A 16807-nucleotide genomic window follows, 5' to 3' on the forward strand; every position below is an offset into this window, starting at 1 on the left:
AATCGCTCTGATTAGACCGGAGGATCAGTCCTTCAGCCAGCCCTCGATCTTCAGGCCCGAGGCAGCTTCGGCCTCTGCGCGGCCGACCTTGCGGACCGGCTGGCCGAAGGCCCAGACGTGGCCTTCGAGGTCGCGGGCGACATAGGTGCGGTCGCCGTAGAACTGATCCTCGGGCTCGCGGAGGATCTCGGCGCCGGCGGCGCGGGCGCGCTCGCAGTGAGCGTCGAGGCCGTCGGCCAGCGTCACGTGGACCCGCTGGGTGTTGCGGCCGCCGGTCGAGGCCGGGGAGGCGACGTAGTCGGCCCAGTCGTCGCCGCCGATCATCACCTGGCCGCGGCCCTGGAAGCTCATCTCGGCGTGGGAGACCCGGCCCTGGTCGTCGGTGAGCACCATGATCCGCTGGAAGCCGAAGACGCGCTCCAGCCAGTCGAGGGCCGCGTTGGGATCGCGGTAGTTGGCGGACGGGGTGAAGACGGCGCGGTTCCAAGGATCGTCCATGGGCGGCTCCTACGTTGACGGCGGCTGATCCACCCGACAGAAACGCGCTTCGCGCCGCAGCGACGCACAGCCGCCAAAGCGGGTAAGCTGGCCGGCCTAACCGGTATGATTCTCACATGACCCTGCAAACTCCTCCGCCGTCCGACGGCGACGGCGACCGCATCATCGACGAGCCGCTGTCCGAAGCGCTGTCGCGGCGCTACTTGGCCTATGCGCTGAGCGTCATCACCGACCGGGCGCTGCCCGACGTGCGCGACGGGCTGAAGCCGGTGCAGCGGCGCGTGCTGTACGCGATGCGCGAGATGCGGCTGAACCCGGACTCCGCGCCGCGCAAATGCGCCAAGGTGGTCGGCGAGGTGATGGGCGGCTACCACCCGCACGGCGACCAGTCGATTTACGACACCCTGGTGCGGATGGCGCAACTGTTCGCCCAGCGCTATCCGCTGGCCGACGGGCAGGGGAACTTCGGCAACATCGACGGCGATAACGCCGCGGCCATGCGCTACACTGAGGCGCGGCTGACCCGTGCGGCGATGCTGTTGCTGGACGGCATCGACGAGGACGCCGTCGACTTCAAGCCGACCTACGACGGCCAGGACGACGAGCCGGTGGTCCTGCCGACCGGCTTCCCCAACCTGCTGGCCAACGGCACCACCGGGATCGCCGTCGGCATGGCGACCTCGATCCCGCCGCACAACGCCGGCGAACTGATCGACGCCTGTCTGCTGCTGCTGGATCAGCCCGAGGCTTCGACCGAGGCGCTGATGGCCCACGTCCAGGGGCCGGACTTCCCGACCGGCGGGGTCATCGTCGAGCCGCGCGCCTCGCTGCTGGAGACCTACGAGACCGGCCGCGGCGGGGTCCGCCTGCGCGCGACCTGGGAAAAGGAGGATATGGGGCGCGGGGTCTATCAGATCGTCGTCACCCAGATGCCTTACCAGGTGAAGAAGGCCGACCTGGTCGAGAAGCTCGCCGAGCTGATCGAGACCAAGAAGGCGCCGCTGCTGGGCGACGTGCGCGACGAGTCCGCCGAGGACGTGCGGCTGGTGCTGGAGCCGAAGAACCGCAACGTCGAGCCGGAAGTGCTGATGGAGAGCCTGTTCAAGCTCTCCGACCTGGAGATCCGCTTCTCGGTCAACATCAACGTCCTGGACGCGCGCGGCACGCCCGGCGTGATGGGGCTGAAGGCCGTGCTGAAGGCCTTCCTCGAGCACCGGCGCGAGGTGCTGGTGCGCCGCGCGCGGCATCGGCTGGAGAAGATCGAAGCCCGTCTGCACATCCTCGACGGGTTGATGATCGCCTACCTCAATCTCGATGAGGTGATCCGCATCGTCCGTTACGAGGACGAGCCCAAGGCCAAGCTGATGGCGGCCTTCGGCCTGTCGGAGATCCAGGCCGACGCGATCCTCAACACCCGGCTGCGCCAATTGGCGAAGCTCGAGGAGATGGAGATCCGCCGCGAGCACGCCGAACTCTCCGCAGAGCGCGACGGCATCTTGAAGATGCTCGGCTCCGACGCCGCCCAGTGGAAGCTGGTCGGGCAGGGCCTGCGCGATGTGAAGAAGGCGTTGAGCGAGCTGAACGTGCGCCGCTCGGTGTTCGCCGACGCCCCGCAGGTCGACGCCGAGGCCGCTATCGAGGCGATGATCGTGCGCGAGCCGATCACCGTCATACTCTCCGATAAGGGCTGGATCCGCGCCGCCAAGGGCCGGGTCGAAGACCCCTCGGAGCTGAAGTTCAAGGAGGGCGACAAGCTGGCCTTCCTGGTGCCGGCGGAGACCACCGACAAGCTGTTGATCTTCGCCTCCGACGGCCGCTTCTTCACCCTCGGCTGCGACAAGCTGCCGGGCGGCCGCGGCCATGGCGAGCCGCTACGGCTGATGATCGACCTCGACGACAAGGTCGGGCTGGTCGACGTCTTCGTGCACAAGCCGGGCGCCAAGCGGGTGCTGGCGTCGAAGGAGGGCTACGGCTTCGTCCTGCCGGAGGACGAGGCGATCGCCTTCCGCCGGGCTGGCAAGCAGGTGCTGAACGCCGGGGCCAAGGGCGCGGCGATCTCGCTTCCGGTGACCGGCGACCACCTGGGCGTGGTCGGCGACAACGGCAAGATCCTGATCTTCCCGATCGACGAACTGCCGGAGATGCCGCGCGGCAAGGGCGTCAAGTTGCAGGCCTACCGCGAGGGCGGCCTGCGCGACGCGCTGATCTTCAAGGGCGACGAGGGCGCGGCCTGGACCACCGCCGACGGGCGCACCCGCGCCTGGCCGGAGTGGCGCGAGTGGCTCGCCCGCCGCGCCGGTGCGGGCAAGCTCGCGCCCAAGGGCTTCCCGGCCAGCAAGCGGTTCCGGCCGAAGTAGGCGAGGGGGCGGACATGGCGCGCAGCCTCTCCGCACCTGCGGCCGCCGGGCTGGTCCTGGCGCTGACGCTGGCTGTAGCGGCCTGCCGGCGGACGCCGGAACCGCCGCTGCAGGCGCCGCCCGACGTCGGCGCCACGATGGCCGAGCGGGTGAAGGTGTTGAACGCCGACGTGCTGGTCATCGACGGCCGCCACGTGCGGCTGGCCGACGCCGCGGCCCCGCAGCCGGTTCCCGACGCCCGCTGCTGGGCCGAGGGATTGGCCGCCCGGCTCGCCACCGCCGCCGTCCGCGACCTGGTCGCCGGCGCGCGGGACGTCCGCGTCGAACCGACCGGGCGCACGGACGAGTACAATCGGGCCATCGCCCATGTCAGTCTCGACAACCAGGACCTCGCCGACACCTTGCACCGCCAGGGGCTCGTCGCGACCAGTTCGACGGGGCGGTTCGGCTGGTGCGCGCCGGTGAGCCTGCAGGAGCCCGGCGCGCCGGACGTGAAATCGCTGATGGATTTCAGCCGCTAAGCGACGCTTCCGATCTGGGCGGTTGCGGAGGATGACGTGCCCGCCGGGGCGTGATTGACTGACGTTCCCGACAATTGGAACCGCTGATGGCGAGCGTCTGGCCGAATGGTGGCGGAACAGTCGGCGCGCTCATGCGCGCGCACGATTGGTCGCGCTCGGCGCTCGGGCCGCCGGAGACCTGGCCCTCGTCGCTGCGCTCGATCGTCAGCCTGCTGCTCGGCTCGAAGTTTCCGATGTTCGTGGCCTGGGGCCCGGAACTGCGCCTGCTCTACAACGACGACTACACCGAGATCCTCGGAGACAAGCACCCGATGGCCCTGGGCGCGCGCTTTCAGGACGTCTGGAGCGAGACCTGGTCGGAGATCGAGCCGCTGACCGCGCGGGCGCGGAAGGGCGAGACGATCTACGACGAGGACCTGCCGCTGGTGGTGATGCGCTACGGCGCCGAGCAACTGACCTGGTTCACCTTCAGCTATTCGCCGATCGAGGGCGAGGCGGGCGCTGTCGCGGGGATGTTCTGCACCGTCGTCGAGACCACCCGCCGGGTGCGCGCGGAGTCGCAACGCGCCTTCATCGCCCGGTTCGACGATCGGCTGCGCGATCTCGAGGACGCCGACCAGATCCTCGCGGTCAGCGCCAGTCTGCTGGGCGAGCATTTCGCCGGCGACCGGGTGCATTGGGCGGGGGTCGATGTCCTCGGCGACGCCTTCGAGGTGGACCACGAGTGGCGCGCGCCAGGGGTTTCGAGCCTGATTGGCCGCCACCGCCTGAGCGCGTTCGGGCCGGCGATGCTCAGCGAGATGAGCGCGGGCTTGATCGTGTCGGTGGAGGATATCTCGCGCGACTTGCCGGAGCCGGACGACCCGGCGGAGACGGCGCTCAGGCCGGACTGGTTGGTCGGCGCGCTCAGCGTGCCGCTGTTGCGCGGCGGGATCTGGCGCGCGGCGCTGTGCGTCCACACGCTGGCTCCCCGGCGCTGGCGCGACGACGAGCGCCAGCTGATCCGCGACGTCGCCGAGCGCGCCTGGACCCGCGCGGAGCGGGCGCGCGCCGAGGCGCGGGTGCGCGACAGCGAACAGCGCCTGCGCGCCCTGGTCGGCGCCAGCTCGGACATCATCTTCCGGGTCAGCGCCGATTGGACGGAGCTGCGCGAACTGGAGGGCCACGACCTGCCGGCGCTGTCGGCGCGGCCGCGCGTGTCGGACCTGTCCAGCCTGCTGCCGCCCGAAGAGCAGCAACGCGTGCAGACGGCGATCCAGGCGGCGCTGGCGTCGCACGGCAACTTCGAGCTGGAGCACCAGGTGGCGGTCGCGGGCCGGGAGCTGTGGATCCGGACCTGGGCCGTGCCGCTGCGCGACGCGCGCGGCGCCGTCGTCGAATGGTTCGGCGCGGCCAGCGACGTCACTCTGGCGCATCGTGCGCGCCAGGAGCTCGAGGAAACGGCCGAGCGGCTGCAACTGGCCACCGAGGCGGCCGAGGTCGGCTTCTGGGATCTCGATCCCACCACCGGGTCGCTGATCTGGTCGCCGCGGGTGAAGCTGATGTTCGGCATGTCGCCGGACTTCCCGGTGACGCTGGACGACTTCTTCGGCGGCGTGCATCCGGCGGACCAGGCTCGCGTCCACGCCGCCTTTCACGCCGCGGTCGATCCGGCCAGGCGCGCGCTCTACGACGTCGAGTATCGCACGGTCGGCAAGGACGACCGCCGGACCCGCTGGGTGGCGGCGAAGGGGCGGGGGTATTTCAACGAGGCCGGCGAATGCGTCCGCCTGATCGGCACCGCCATCGACATCACGGTGCGCAAGGCGGGCGATGAGCACATGCGCCTGATGGTCAATGAGCTCAATCACCGGGTGAAGAACTCGCTGGCGACGGTGCAGGCGATCACCGCGCAGACCCTGCGGCGGGGCGAGGTCCCCGAAGCGGTGCGCGACGCCTTGGCCTCGCGGCTGATCGCGCTGGCGGGCGCCCACGACGTGCTGACGGACGAGAAGTGGTCGGGCGCGGAGCTCAGCGAACTCGCCGGCCAGGCCGCTGCGCCCTACATCAGCCTGTCGGGGACCAGTCCGTTCGAGATCCAGGGGCCGAGCGTCTTCCTGCCGCCGAAGACCGCGATCGCGCTGGCACTGGCGTTCCACGAGCTGGCCACCAACGCCGCCAAGTACGGCGCGCTGTCGGCGCCCGGGGGGAGCGTGCGCATCGCCTGGCGCGTGGAGCGGGCGGCGGGCGGCCGTGAGCTGCGCCTGACCTGGCAGGAGTCCGGCGGACCCCAGGTGCGGCCGCCCGAGCGCACCGGCTTCGGCACGCGCCTGATCCAGCGCGGCCTGGCGAGCGAACTGCAGGGCCAGGTGTCACTCGACTTCCGGCCCACGGGCCTGGTGTGCGTGGTCGAGGCGCATCTGCCGGACGAGCCGGTCGACGGCTGGATGGCGGACCTGCAGGCGGGCTGAGGCGGCGCTGGCGGCTGGACCCGCCCCGCGGACGTGTTAGTGTCTTTGGGATTACGGGTTGTGGCCGCCGTCGGCTCAAGACCTGTCGGCCGGCGATTCGACCGCCACCCGCCTTCGCCAGAGGCTCGGGAGGTAGAGCATGCCGCCGCGGAACCACGTTGAGAATCCCCTAGAGTTCATCTTCGAACGGGCCAGTTGGGCGGCTTCGGACGTCCGCCGAACCCTGGATGCGCCGCCGCTTCGCCACACGGCCGCGGTTCCGCAAATCCGCCGCATCGAGGTCGCCGACCTGTGGGCGGCGCTGCGCGAAGGCTTGCGCGATCTGGGCGTTGCGCGCTCAGACGTGGTCTTCATCGCGCTGTTCTATCCCCTGGCCGGCTTGGTGCTCGGCCGGCTGATGTTCAGCATGAACATGCTGCCCCTGGTCGCGCCGCTGGTCTCGGGCTTTGCGCTGCTCGGGCCGGTGGCGGCGGTCGGTCTCTATGAAATCAGCCGGCGTCTGGAGGTCGGCCAGCCGGTTTCCTGGTCGACGCCGTTCGAGGTGAGGCGCTCGCCGGCGTTCACCTCGATCCTCGCTTTTGGCGCGATCCTGGCGCTGGTCTTCTTCACCTGGGTGGCCGCCGCCTGGGGGATCTACGCCATCACGATCGGGCCGGAGGCGCCGACCTCGCTGGGCTCGTTCATGAACGACGTGTTCGGCACGGCCGCCGGTTGGGCGATGATCGTGCTCGGCACGGCGGTGGGCGCGGTCTTTGCGGCCTTCGCCTTCGCCATCAGCGTGATCTCCGTGCCGCTGATGCTGGACCGCGACGTCGGCGTCACCAATGCGATCCGCGCTTCTATCGCGACGGTGCGGGCCAATCCGCGCCCGATGCTGGTCTGGGGCCTGGTCATCGCCGGCGCCATGGTGCTCGGCTCGATCCCGGCGCTGATCGGTCTGATGTTCGTCCTGCCGCTGTTCGGCCACGCCACGTGGCGGCTCTACCGCAAGCTGGTTCCGGGCGACTGAGGTCCTGCAAGGCCTGATTGTAGCGGCGGCTCCGGAGCGATCCGGGGTCGCCGCTTCACGTTAACGGTTGCGGTCGCGACAGGCGCGCCGCGCCCGACGTGGCGATTTTTGCCGATCGGCGCATTCGACCCTGCAGATCTTGCCGGCCGGCAAGTCCGGGTCGGAAAAAACTGAGCAGTTTCCGTTTTTGCCGAGTTGGCGCCCGGCTTGCGTCGTCCTTTGCCGGGCAAAATGCCCCCGGTGGTCAAAATGACCGGCCGGCCCCTCGAAAGAAGGACGACTACCCAGTGCCTATGAATAGCGTGAACACGAACGTGAGCGCCCTGGCTGCGCTCCAGAACCTCAACAGCACCAACTCGGCGCTTGCGACAACTCAGACGCGCATCAACACGGGTCTGAAGGTCGCCTCGGCGAAGGACAACGGCGCGATCTGGGCCATCGCCCAGAACCAGCGGGCCACCTCGCAGTCGCTCGACTCGGTGAAGGAGTCGCTCCAGCGCGGCTCGTCGACCGTGGACGTGGCGATCGCCGCCGGCGAGAGCATCTCCGACCTGCTGTTGCAGATGAAGACCAAGGCGCTTTCGGCCTCGGACACGACGCTCGACACCAACAGCCGGGTCGCGCTCAACGACGACTTCAAGTCGCTCCGCGATCAGATCCAGAAGGCCGTCGACAACGCCGAGTTCAACGGCGCCAACATGCTCAAGGCGACCGCCAGCAACCCGACGACGGTGATGGCTTTGGCCAACGCCGACGGCAACCAGTTCATCACCGTGGAATCCCAGGACCTCTCGCTGGGCAGCACGGCGATGGGCGGGATCACCGACACCGCGTCGATCAGCACTCAGACCGACGCGCAGAACATGATCGCCACCGTCAACTCGGCGATCACCAACGTGTCGAGCGCGCTGTCGAAGCTGGGCACCGGCTCGAAGTCGATCCAGGCTCACCTGGACTTCGTCGGCAAGCTGCAGGACACCCTGGACGCCGGCGTCGGCAACCTGGTGGACGCGGACCTGGCGAAGGAAAGCGCGAAACTGCAGGCCTTGCAGACCAAGCAACAGCTTGGCGTGCAGGCCCTGTCGATCGCGAACCAGTCGTCTGGATCGCTGCTGTCTCTGTTCCGCTAAACTAAAGCCAAGCCGGTGGGAGGCGGGTCCTCCCGCCGGCGAAGCTTCCGGCGTTACGCCGGCGCGGCCTCGAAGGCGGCCATATAACGGGCGACCTCTAGCTCATCGCCTTGACAATCGGGGGGCCGCGTGCGCCCTTCCGCGGCTCATAAATCAGCCGATTTCCCAAGAGAATGCACGCTTACCGCACGCACACTTGCGGCGCGCTCCGCGCCGCCGATACCGGCAAGTCAGTCCGCCTTGCGGGCTGGATCCACCGTAAGCGCGATCACGGCGGGCTGATCTTCATCGACCTGCGTGATCATTACGGCCTCACCCAGCTGGTCATCAGCCCGTCGACGCCTGGCTTCAACCTGGTCGAGCACGTCCGCGCCGAGAGCGTCATCCGCATCGACGGCGAGGTGGTCGCCCGCACCGACGAGACCGTGAACCCGAACCTGCCCACCGGCGAGGTCGAGGTGCGCGTGGCCGAGGTGGTGGTGATCTCCGAAGCCGCCGAGCTGCCGCTGCCGGTCTTCGGCGAGCCGGAGTATCCGGAAGAGATCCGGTTGAAGAACCGCTTCCTGGACCTCCGCCGCGAGACCCTGCACCGCAACATCGTGCTGCGCTCGAAGGTCATCCAGTCGATCCGCAACCGGATGATCGACCAGGGCTTCCTGGAGTACCAGACGCCGATCCTGACGGCCTCGTCGCCGGAAGGCGCGCGGGACTTCCTGGTCCCCTCGCGGCTGCATCCGAGCAAGTTCTACGCGCTGCCGCAGGCGCCCCAGCAGTTCAAGCAGCTGCTGATGGTCGCGGGCTTCGACCGCTATTTCCAGATCGCGCCCTGCTTCCGCGATGAGGACCTGCGCGCCGACCGCAGCCTGGAGTTCTACCAGCTCGACGTCGAGATGAGCTTCGTGACCCAGGACGACGTGTTCGCCGCCATCGAGCCGGTGATGCATGGCGTCTTCACCGAATTCGGCGGCGACAAGCCGGTCACGCCCTATCCGTTCCCGCGCATCCCGTACCGTGAGGCGATCGCCAAGTACGGCTCGGACAAGCCCGACCTGCGCAACCCGATCGAGATGCAGGACGTCTCCGAGCAGTTCCGCGGCGGCGGCTTCGGCCTGTTCGCGCGGATCCTCGAGACGCCGAAGAATGCGGTGTGGGGCATCCCCGCGCCGAAGGGCGGCAGCCGCGCATTTTGCGACCGGATGAACTCCTGGGCGCAGGGCGAGGGCCAGCCGGGCCTCGGCTACATCTTCTGGAGCGAGGACCAGGGCGGCTGGGGCGGCCCGATCGCCAAGAACCTCGGGCCGGAGAAGACCACTGCGGTCATGACCCAGCTGGGCCTGGGGCAGGGCGATGCGGCCTTCTTCGTCGCCGGCGATCCGCAGGTCTTCTACAAGTTCGCGGGTTCCGCCCGGATCAAGGTCGGGACCGACCTGAAGCTGGTCGACGAGGACCGCTTCGAGTTCGTCTGGATCGTCGACTTCCCGATGTTCGAGTGGAACGAGGACGAGAAGCGCGTCGACTTCTCGCACAACCCGTTCTCCATGCCGCAGGGCGAGATGGACGCGCTGCAGGGCAAGGATCCGCTGGAGATCCTCGCCTACCAGTACGACATCGTCTGCAACGGCTACGAGCTCTGCTCGGGCGCGATCCGGAACCACCGTCCGGACGTGATGCTGAAGGCCTTCGAGATCGCCGGCTACGGCCCCGAGGTCGTCGAGGAGCAGTTCGGCGGCATGCTGAACGCCTTCCGCCACGGCGCACCGCCGCACGGCGGCCTGGCGCCCGGCATCGACCGCATCGTCATGCTGCTGGCCGGCCAGACGGCGATCCGCGAGGTCATCGCCTTCCCGCTGAACCAGCAGGGCCAGGATCTGCTGATGAACGCGCCGTCGGAAGTCGCCGAGAAGCAGCTGAAAGAGCTGCACGTCCGGCTCGCCCCGCCGGTGAAGATCTAGGCTGAGAGAAGTTGCTCCCCCTTAGGGGGAGTTCCCGCGAAGCGGGTGAGGGGGTTGGAAGCCGAAGCTTTGGCGGCTGGAACCCCCTCCGGCCCTTTGGGCCACCTCCCCCTGATGGGGAGGATCCGCCGGCTACGGCCCCGCGGCGACGAAGCGCGGCGGCGCCGGCGGGATCGGCGGCGCGGGCGGGATCCGCGGCGGCGAGTGCACCAGCTGTCGTGAAGCGCAGAGCTTGGCCGTCAGGCCTGGCGGCGTCCGCGTGCGGCTGTCGCCACAGGCTTCGTCGAGCTGGTCCTGCTCCAGGCCGCGGGCGCGCGACAGGTCAGCCCCGGCGATGATCGCGTGGTCCAAACTGGCCCCCTTGAAGTCGGCCCCCGGGAAGCTGGCGCCGCTGAGCACCGCGCCGTCGAGCGCCGCGCCGCGGAACGAGGCCTTGTCGAAACGCCCGGCGCTGAGCACTGCGCCGCGCATGTCGGCGTCGCCGAAGTCGGCCCCGCGGGCGTCGACGTGGCGGAACTGCGACCCGGTGAATTCGGTCGAGCGCAGGTCGGCGCCCAGCAGCGACGCGCCGGAGAAATCGGCCCCGAGCGCCTCGGTGTCGCGCAGGTCGGCCCCGGCGAGATTGGCCCGGGCGAAGCTCACCCCGTGCGCCTCGGCCGAGCGAAGCTTGGCGTTGGAGAGGTTGGCGTAGGTGAAGTTCGCGCCGAGGAATCGGGCGCCCGACAAGTCCGCCCGCGACAGGTCGGCGCCGACGAACACCGAGCCCATGAAGTGCGCCCGGCGGAGATCCGAGCCGACCAGGGCGGCGCCGGCGAAGTTCGCGCCCATGAAGTGCGCGCCGGCCAGCTTGCGCCCCGACAGTTCGCATCGCGGGCAGGCCCCGCCGAAGGCGTCGCGTCGCGCGACCACAGCCTTGTCGCCGGCCACGGCGGGCAGCGCGCCCGCTGCGGAGATCGCCAGGGCCGTAGCCAGAAGGAGACGCTTCAAATGGGAAATCCTGTCACCGGCTTTCCATCTGAGGGCGTCCAGCCACCAGCGCCACTTAAATCGCGGTAACTCTTGGCCCTAAGGCACGGTGCGGTCAGGCGGAATCGCCGCCGGGGTCTATCCGCCGTGGTCGCCGCTGGGCCGCGCGGCGCGCGTCCCGCAGGTCTCGCAGATCATCGCCTGGCCCTTGCGCACCACGGCGATGTCGCCGCACGCGGCGCACACCTCGGCCGCCTCGAACGCGCCCGGTCGGTTGGCGATCGGCAGGAAGACCAGGTTGTCGGGCGCCGCCCCGCGCGAGAAGCCGCGGGAGATGAACCGGCTGGCCGGCTGCGGCTCGTCCGCCTGGGCGTCGAGCGCGCCACGCCCGAGGCCGTCGGCGTTCAACTCGCCCGGGTCGGCGTTCGCCAGGTCGTCGCGGCCGAGGTAGGAGATGCCGAGCTCGCGGAAGATGTAGTCGAGGATCGAGGTCGCCGACTTCACCGAGTCGTTGCCGGTCACCGGGCCGGCCGGCTCGAAGCGGGTGAACACGAAGGCGTCGACGAATTCGTCCAGCGGCACGCCGTATTGCAGGCCGATCGAGACGGCGATGGCGAAGTTGTTCATCAGCGAGCGGAAGGCGGCGCCTTCCTTGTGCATGTCGATGAAGATTTCGCCGACCTCGCCGTCGTCGTACTCGCCGGTGTGCAGATAGACCTTGTGGCCGCCGACCGAGGCCTTCTGGATATAGCCCTTGCGGCGGTCCGGCAGTTTGCGGCGGGTGCGGTCGCGCTCGACGATCCGCTCGATTATGCGCTCTTCCGGCTCCGGCGGTGGGGCTTCGCGCGCGGCGGATCGAGGGGCCTCGGCGATGGTCGGCAGGTCGAGTTCGAGTTCGGCCGGGGCGGCGGCGCGGCGGACCCGCACCGCCAGCGGACCGGCGAGCGCGGCGCGCACCTCGGCGAGGCCGACGTTCCAGGCGAGCCGCCGCTCGAGCAGGACCGGCACGCCCAGCGCCGGCTGGATCGCCTGCAGCATCAGAGTGTGGGCCTGGGCGCCGACGTCGGCGGCGCTGCGGAAGACGCGCGCCTGGTCCGGGCGCAGGCCGGGGACTTCCGAAAGGTCTCCACCGCCCAGCGCGTAGGCTTCCGCCGCGGCGATCTCCTCATCGCTGAAGCCGGCCAGGGCCAGCACGTTCAGGCCCGGCTCGGCGATCTCATCGGCGCTGGCGCCCAGCACGTCGCGGACGAAGCCCTCGCCGATCACTTCCGGCGCGAAGGCCTCGGCCAGCCGCGTCGCGAGGGGAAGTACCGCCTCGGCGGCGGCGATCTCATGGTCGGTGAAGCCGCGCGCGGTCAGTGTCCGGTGGTCGATCCCCGGGGCGTCGCGCAGATCGCCGCGGCCGAGCAGTTCGGCGCGCAGTTCGGCGGCGTCGAGCCCCAGCGCCGTAAAGCCGCGCAGCGCCGCGTCGGACAGCACCCGCACGCTGGCCCCGTCGGCGGTCTGGGCGAGCGTCACCGCCCCGGCGAAGGCGCCGGCGGCGAGATCGCCGCCGCCCAGCCGGAGCGACAGCTCGGGATCGGCGAAGACCGTCACGCCGCCCTTCAGCGGCGCGCCGGAGGCGCGCACCGCGGCGGCCGCGGCCAGATAGAGTTCGTGCGCCGTCTCGCGACCGGCGTCGCTGTCGTAGTCGAGGCCGTGGGCGGCTAGCCAGTCGCCGAGGCCGGCGAGGCCGAGCAGGGCGGGGCCGCCGCTGGCCGCCGCCAGCGCCTGGGCCAGCAGCGCCACGGTCGCCTCGAAGCGGGCGATGTCGAAGCCTTCGTCGGACCAGAAGGCCATCAGGTCGACGCCGCCGCGCACCGCGCGCGGCGCGTCAGCCAGGGCTTCAGCAGCGGCGCGGGACGGGGCCACGGCGATGGCGCCGGTGGCGTGGGCGGCGAGCGCCGCCGCGCGGGCGACGTCCTCGTTCAGCCCCTCGCTCGGCGTGGCGAGCACCAGGCGCAGGGCGTCGGGCGTGGCTTCCGGCGCGGCCGCGCGCCATTCGGTTTCACCGGCGCGGGCGAGGGCCACGGCGTCGAGGATCTCGGCCGGCGGGGCGCCGATCTGCCGGGCCGCTTGCGCGGCGCGCGCCAGGCTCGGGTTGCGCGCTGGATCGGCGCAGGCCGCGGCCTCGCCCTCACAGCGCAGCACCGCGTCCATCACCGCCTGCAGCCGGGCGCCCGACTCAAGCGCGGCGGCGGCCGCCGCCTGCTCGCCGCGATAGGCGGCGGTCAGGTCGCGCAGCGCATGCGCCGCGCTCGGCCGCTCGCCGTCGAGCACCGTCGGCGCGCGGCTCTGCGGCGCGGCGCCGATGGCGATCGCCCCGCCGAGGAGAGCAGTGGTCAGCGCCGCGCGAAAGGCCGTCCGCTCGGCGGCGTCCTTGACCAGGCCCTTGGCCTGGGCGCGGCGGGTGAGGGTTTCGGCGAATTCGCCAATGGCGGCGTCCAGGTCCGGCTCGCCGCCGGCCCAGTCGAACCAGGCCTCGACCCGCGCGTCGCTCCAGCCGGCCGGCGCGCGCGCAGTGACGATGCGGTCGGCGAGCTCGAGCGCTCGCTCTTCGATTCCGCCTGGCGAAGCTTGGGTGACCATGACGCACTCCCGATCGCGCAAGCTTAGGCGGCCGCAGCGGGCTCGGGCAATAGATGTGGTGGGCTATGGGGCAATCATCCCCAACATCTTGCATCTAGGCTGCGGCTGGGCGGCGCTGGACGCTCCGGGGCCGGCCGCCTATAGTCCGGCCGCAATCGGCCACCCCAAAAACAGCCCGCAAGAGTCCCCGTGTCGCTCCTGAAGACGATCTTCACCTGGTGGAACGGCGCCACCGCCGGCATCCACTTCACCATCGCCAAGCGCGGCGTCTTCGTCGGTCAGGACGATTTCGGCAATCGCTACTACGAGGCGAAGGACAACAAGGACAGCTACGACAGCCGCAAGCGTCGTTGGGTGACCTTCAACGGCTACGCCGAAGCTTCGAAGGTGCCGCCGGACTGGCACGGCTGGCTGCACTACACCTTCGCCGAGCCGCCGACCACCGCGCCGCTGCCGGCCAAGGCGTGGGAGAAGGAGCACCGTCCGAACCTGACGGGCACCATCCACGCCTACAAGCCGAAGGGCTCGCTCGCCCGCGGCGGCGAGCGTCAGCGCGCCAGCGGCGACTACGAGGCCTGGTCGCCCGAATAAGCCCCTTAGGAGGCCGCCGATGACCCGCTCCTCCGCCATCGCCAGAACCGTCAAGCGGAGCGTCTGGCTGGCCAGCGTCGCCGCCGTTGCGGTCGCCGGGCTGGTCTCGGCCCAGCCGGTGACGCCGCCTGCGCCGTTGCCCGGCTTACAGCCTGCGCCGCCGCCCGGGGCGCCGGGTCCAGTGAGTCCGGAGCCTGAAGAGGCGCCGCCGCAAGAGGTGCCGACGCCCGCGCCGGTCGTCGTGCCGCCGATCTCCGAGAAGGAGATCGAGCCCGCGCCGCCGTCGCCGGCCGTGCCCGAGAAGCCGCCGGCCCCGATCCGCCGTGCCCGCTACGACGTCGCCGTGCTCGAGGCGCTCGACAAGATCACCGCCGAGACCCTGGTGTTCGAGGCCCCGGTCGGCAAGGCGGTCCGCTTCAAGGGCCTGATCTTCACGGTGCGCGCCTGCGAACGCTCGACGGCCGAGGAGCCGGTCGCCGACTCGATCGCCTACCTGACCATCGACTCCCAGCCGCGGGCCGAGGCCGGCAAGCCGACGCCGCCGGCGCGGCAGGTATTCAAGGGCTGGATGTATGCGTCCGCGCCGGGGCTGCACCCGCTGCAGCACCCGGTCTACGACGCCTGGGTGATCAGCTGCAGGGCCGCCGCGCCCGCCGTCGCCTCGCGCTGAAACTCCGGCTCGACACGTAGCGCCCGCGCCAGCCGCCGGTGATACTCGCGGCGCGGGATCTCCTGGGCGCCGAACTGAGTCAGGTGGTCGGTGAGGAACTGAGTGTCGAGCAGCACGAAGCCGTCGGCGATCAGCCGCGCGACCAGGTGCACCAGCGCCACCTTCGAGGCGTCGGTGCGCCGCGAGAACATGCTCTCGCCGAAGAAGGCCCCCTTCAGTGCGACGCCGTAGAGGCCGCCGACCAGCTCGCCGTCCTGCCAGCATTCGACGCTGTGGGCGTGTCCCAGGCGGTGCAGTTCGTTGTAGAGCCGCTCGATCGGCGCGTTGATCCAGGTCTCCAGCCGGCCTGGGCGCGCCGCGGCGCAAAGGCCGACCACCTCGGCGAAGGCGGTGTCGAACCGCACCTCGAACGGCTCGCCGCGCACCGTGCGGGCCAGCCGCCGCGCGACGTGGAAGCCGTCCAGCGGAATCACCCCGCGCCGCTCCGGATCGATCAGGAAGACCCGCGCGTCGTCCCGGGCGTCGGCCATCGGAAAGACGCCGCGGGCGTAGCAGGCCAGGAGCTCGCGCGGGCCGAATTGGTCCATGGGTGAAGTTGTATTGGGCCCGGACGCCTTCCGCAAAAGCGTAAGCTGGCTTGACGGTAGGGCGATCCTCCTCCCCCTCTAGAGGGGGAGGAGAAGAGAACTCAGGCGTTCTGCGCCTTCATCCAGTTTTCCAGCCAGTGGATGTTGTAGTTCCCGGCGACGATCTCCGGGTTGGCCAGCAGCTCCTGGAACAGGGCGATGTTGGTGTCGATGCCGGCGACGACCATCTCGTTCAGGCAGCGGTTGACCCGGGCGATGCACTCGGCCCGGTCGCGGCCGTGGACGATCAGCTTGCCGACCAGGCTGTCGTAGTAGGGCGGGATCGTGTAGCCGGCGTAGAGCGCCGAATCGAGCCGCACGCCGAGGCCGCCGGGAGCGTGGAAGTCGGTCACCAGGCCGGGCGAGGGCGCGAAGGTCTTCGCGTTCTCGGCGTTGATCCGGCACTCGATGGCGTGGCCCTCGAAGATCACCTCGTCCTGCTTGAACGACAGCGGCAGGCCGGCGGCGATGCGGATCTGTTCGCGCACCAGGTCGATGCCGGTGATCGCCTCGGTGACCGGGTGTTCGACCTGCAGGCGGGTGTTCATCTCGATGAAGAAGAACTCGCCGTTCTCGTACAGGAACTCGATCGTGCCGACGCCGAGGTAGCCGATCGCCTTGACCGCATCGACCACCACCTTGCCGATCTTGGCGCGGCCGGCGGCGTCGATCACCGGGGAGGGGGCTTCTTCCAGCACCTTCTGGTGGCGGCGCTGCAGCGAGCAGTCGCGTTCGCCCAGGTGGCAGACGTTGCCGAAGGAGTCGGCGATCACCTGCAGCTCGATGTGCCGCGGGGTCTGCAGGTAGCGCTCGAGATAGACCGCGTCGTCGCCGAACGCCGCCTTGGCCTCGGCGCGGGCGGTCTGCACCGCCTCCAGCAGGTCATCCTCGGTCTTGGCCACCTTCATGCCGCGGCCGCCGCCGCCGGCGGCCGCCTTGATCAGCACCGGGAAGCCGATGTTGCGGGCGGCGGCCAGCGCCTCCGCCTCGGTGGTGACCGCCCCGTCGGAGCCCGGCACCACCGGGATCCCGGCTTCCTTCACCGCCTGCTTGGCGGTGATCTTGTCGCCCATCAGCTTGATGTGCTCGGGCTTGGGACCGATGAAGGTGAAGCCGTGCGCCTCGACGATCTCGGCGAAGCGGGCGTTCTCCGAGAGGAAGCCGTAGCCCGGGTGGATGCCCTGCGCCCCGGTGATCTCCGCCGCGGCGATGATCGAGGGGATGTTCAGGTAGCTCTTGGCCGCCGGGGCCGGGCCGATGCAGACGCTTTCGTCGGCCAGCCGCACCCACATGGCGCCGGAATCCGCCTCGGAGTGCACGGCCACCGTGGAGATGCCCATCTCCTTGCAGGCACGGTGCACGCGCAGCGCGATTTCGCCGCGGTTGGCGATGAGGATCTTGTCGAACAT

General features: G+C 70.1%; 13 protein-coding genes. 8 read left to right on the plus strand and 5 right to left on the minus strand.

What is annotated here, in order from left to right:
• Positions 1-24: 24 nt before the first annotated feature.
• Positions 25-498, minus strand: a complete 474-nt coding sequence (locus ACSQ14_RS07805; protein WP_436011375.1) for a VOC family protein — start codon at positions 496-498, stop codon at positions 25-27.
• Positions 499-614: 116 nt separating this feature from the next.
• Here ACSQ14_RS07805 and parC point away from each other — a divergent pair, with 116 nt between their 5' ends.
• The 6 genes from parC (at position 615) to aspS (ending at position 9917) form a co-directional block, all read left to right on the plus strand.
• A complete protein-coding gene (gene parC, locus ACSQ14_RS07810; RefSeq protein ID WP_436011377.1) occupies positions 615-2855 on the plus strand; it encodes a DNA topoisomerase IV subunit A in 2241 nt (746 codons plus the stop codon).
• Positions 2856-2869: 14 nt separating this feature from the next.
• Positions 2870-3376, plus strand: coding sequence for a thermonuclease family protein (locus tag ACSQ14_RS07815; RefSeq protein ID WP_436011379.1), 507 nt, complete (start codon positions 2870-2872; stop codon positions 3374-3376).
• Between the two features lie 131 nt (positions 3377-3507).
• Entirely contained in the window at positions 3508-5826 is a 2319-nt protein-coding gene (locus ACSQ14_RS07820) for an HWE histidine kinase domain-containing protein (RefSeq protein WP_436011381.1), read from the plus strand.
• Between the two features lie 139 nt (positions 5827-5965).
• Entirely contained in the window at positions 5966-6835 is an 870-nt protein-coding gene (locus ACSQ14_RS07825) for a DUF2189 domain-containing protein (protein ID WP_436011383.1), read from the plus strand.
• A gap of 287 nt (positions 6836-7122) precedes the next feature.
• Entirely contained in the window at positions 7123-7965 is an 843-nt protein-coding gene (locus tag ACSQ14_RS07830; protein ID WP_436011385.1) for a flagellin, read from the plus strand.
• 173 nt (positions 7966-8138) lie between these two features.
• The gene (aspS, locus tag ACSQ14_RS07835) at positions 8139-9917 is read left to right on the plus strand and encodes an aspartate--tRNA ligase (protein WP_436011387.1); all 1779 of its coding nucleotides are present in this window, start codon (positions 8139-8141) and stop codon (positions 9915-9917) included.
• 132 nt (positions 9918-10049) lie between these two features.
• Here aspS and ACSQ14_RS07840 read toward each other — a convergent pair whose 3' ends face one another.
• Complete coding sequence (locus ACSQ14_RS07840; protein WP_436011389.1) at positions 10050-10904, minus strand: pentapeptide repeat-containing protein; 855 nt, start codon at positions 10902-10904, stop codon at positions 10050-10052.
• Between the two features lie 117 nt (positions 10905-11021).
• Positions 11022-13511, minus strand: a complete 2490-nt coding sequence (locus ACSQ14_RS07845; RefSeq protein ID WP_436011391.1) for a TSCPD domain-containing protein — start codon at positions 13509-13511, stop codon at positions 11022-11024.
• A gap of 189 nt (positions 13512-13700) precedes the next feature.
• On the opposite strand from ACSQ14_RS07845, the gene ACSQ14_RS07850 reads away from it, so the two are divergent.
• Both ACSQ14_RS07850 and ACSQ14_RS07855 read left to right on the plus strand, forming a co-directional pair.
• Positions 13701-14102, plus strand: a complete 402-nt coding sequence (locus ACSQ14_RS07850; RefSeq protein ID WP_436011393.1) for an NADH:ubiquinone oxidoreductase subunit NDUFA12 — start codon at positions 13701-13703, stop codon at positions 14100-14102.
• A gap of 19 nt (positions 14103-14121) precedes the next feature.
• On the plus strand, positions 14122-14772 hold the full coding sequence (locus ACSQ14_RS07855; protein ID WP_436011395.1) for a DUF2155 domain-containing protein: 651 nt from the start codon (positions 14122-14124) through the stop codon (positions 14770-14772).
• Here the strand turns inward: ACSQ14_RS07855 and aat are convergent.
• Positions 14715-15359, minus strand: a complete 645-nt coding sequence (gene aat, locus ACSQ14_RS07860) for a leucyl/phenylalanyl-tRNA--protein transferase (RefSeq protein WP_436011397.1) — start codon at positions 15357-15359, stop codon at positions 14715-14717. The genes ACSQ14_RS07855 and aat overlap by 58 nt on opposite strands.
• Before the next feature lie 101 nt (positions 15360-15460).
• Complete coding sequence (gene accC / locus ACSQ14_RS07865) at positions 15461-16807, minus strand: acetyl-CoA carboxylase biotin carboxylase subunit (protein WP_436011399.1); 1347 nt, start codon at positions 16805-16807, stop codon at positions 15461-15463.

Origin of the sequence: Phenylobacterium sp. LjRoot219, assembly GCF_964252995.1 — a bacterium.
GTDB lineage: Bacteria > Pseudomonadota > Alphaproteobacteria > Caulobacterales > Caulobacteraceae > Phenylobacterium.

Bases quoted from the DNA above. Each gene is read 5' to 3' on its own strand.
- ACSQ14_RS07805 (WP_436011375.1), bottom strand. From the start codon at position 498: ATGGACGATCCTTGGAACCGCGCCGTCTTCACCCCGTCCGCCAACTAC.
- parC (WP_436011377.1), top strand. From the start codon at position 615: ATGACCCTGCAAACTCCTCCGCCGTCCGACGGCGACGGCGACCGCATC.
- ACSQ14_RS07815 (WP_436011379.1), top strand. From the start codon at position 2,870: ATGGCGCGCAGCCTCTCCGCACCTGCGGCCGCCGGGCTGGTCCTGGCG.
- ACSQ14_RS07820 (WP_436011381.1), top strand. From the start codon at position 3,508: ATGCGCGCGCACGATTGGTCGCGCTCGGCGCTCGGGCCGCCGGAGACC.
- ACSQ14_RS07825 (WP_436011383.1), top strand. From the start codon at position 5,966: ATGCCGCCGCGGAACCACGTTGAGAATCCCCTAGAGTTCATCTTCGAA.
- aspS (WP_436011387.1), top strand. From the start codon at position 8,139: ATGCACGCTTACCGCACGCACACTTGCGGCGCGCTCCGCGCCGCCGAT.
- ACSQ14_RS07845 (WP_436011391.1), bottom strand. From the start codon at position 13,511: ATGGTCACCCAAGCTTCGCCAGGCGGAATCGAAGAGCGAGCGCTCGAG.
- ACSQ14_RS07855 (WP_436011395.1), top strand. From the start codon at position 14,122: ATGACCCGCTCCTCCGCCATCGCCAGAACCGTCAAGCGGAGCGTCTGG.
- aat (WP_436011397.1), bottom strand. From the start codon at position 15,359: ATGGACCAATTCGGCCCGCGCGAGCTCCTGGCCTGCTACGCCCGCGGC.
- accC (WP_436011399.1), bottom strand. From the start codon at position 16,807: ATGTTCGACAAGATCCTCATCGCCAACCGCGGCGAAATCGCGCTGCGC.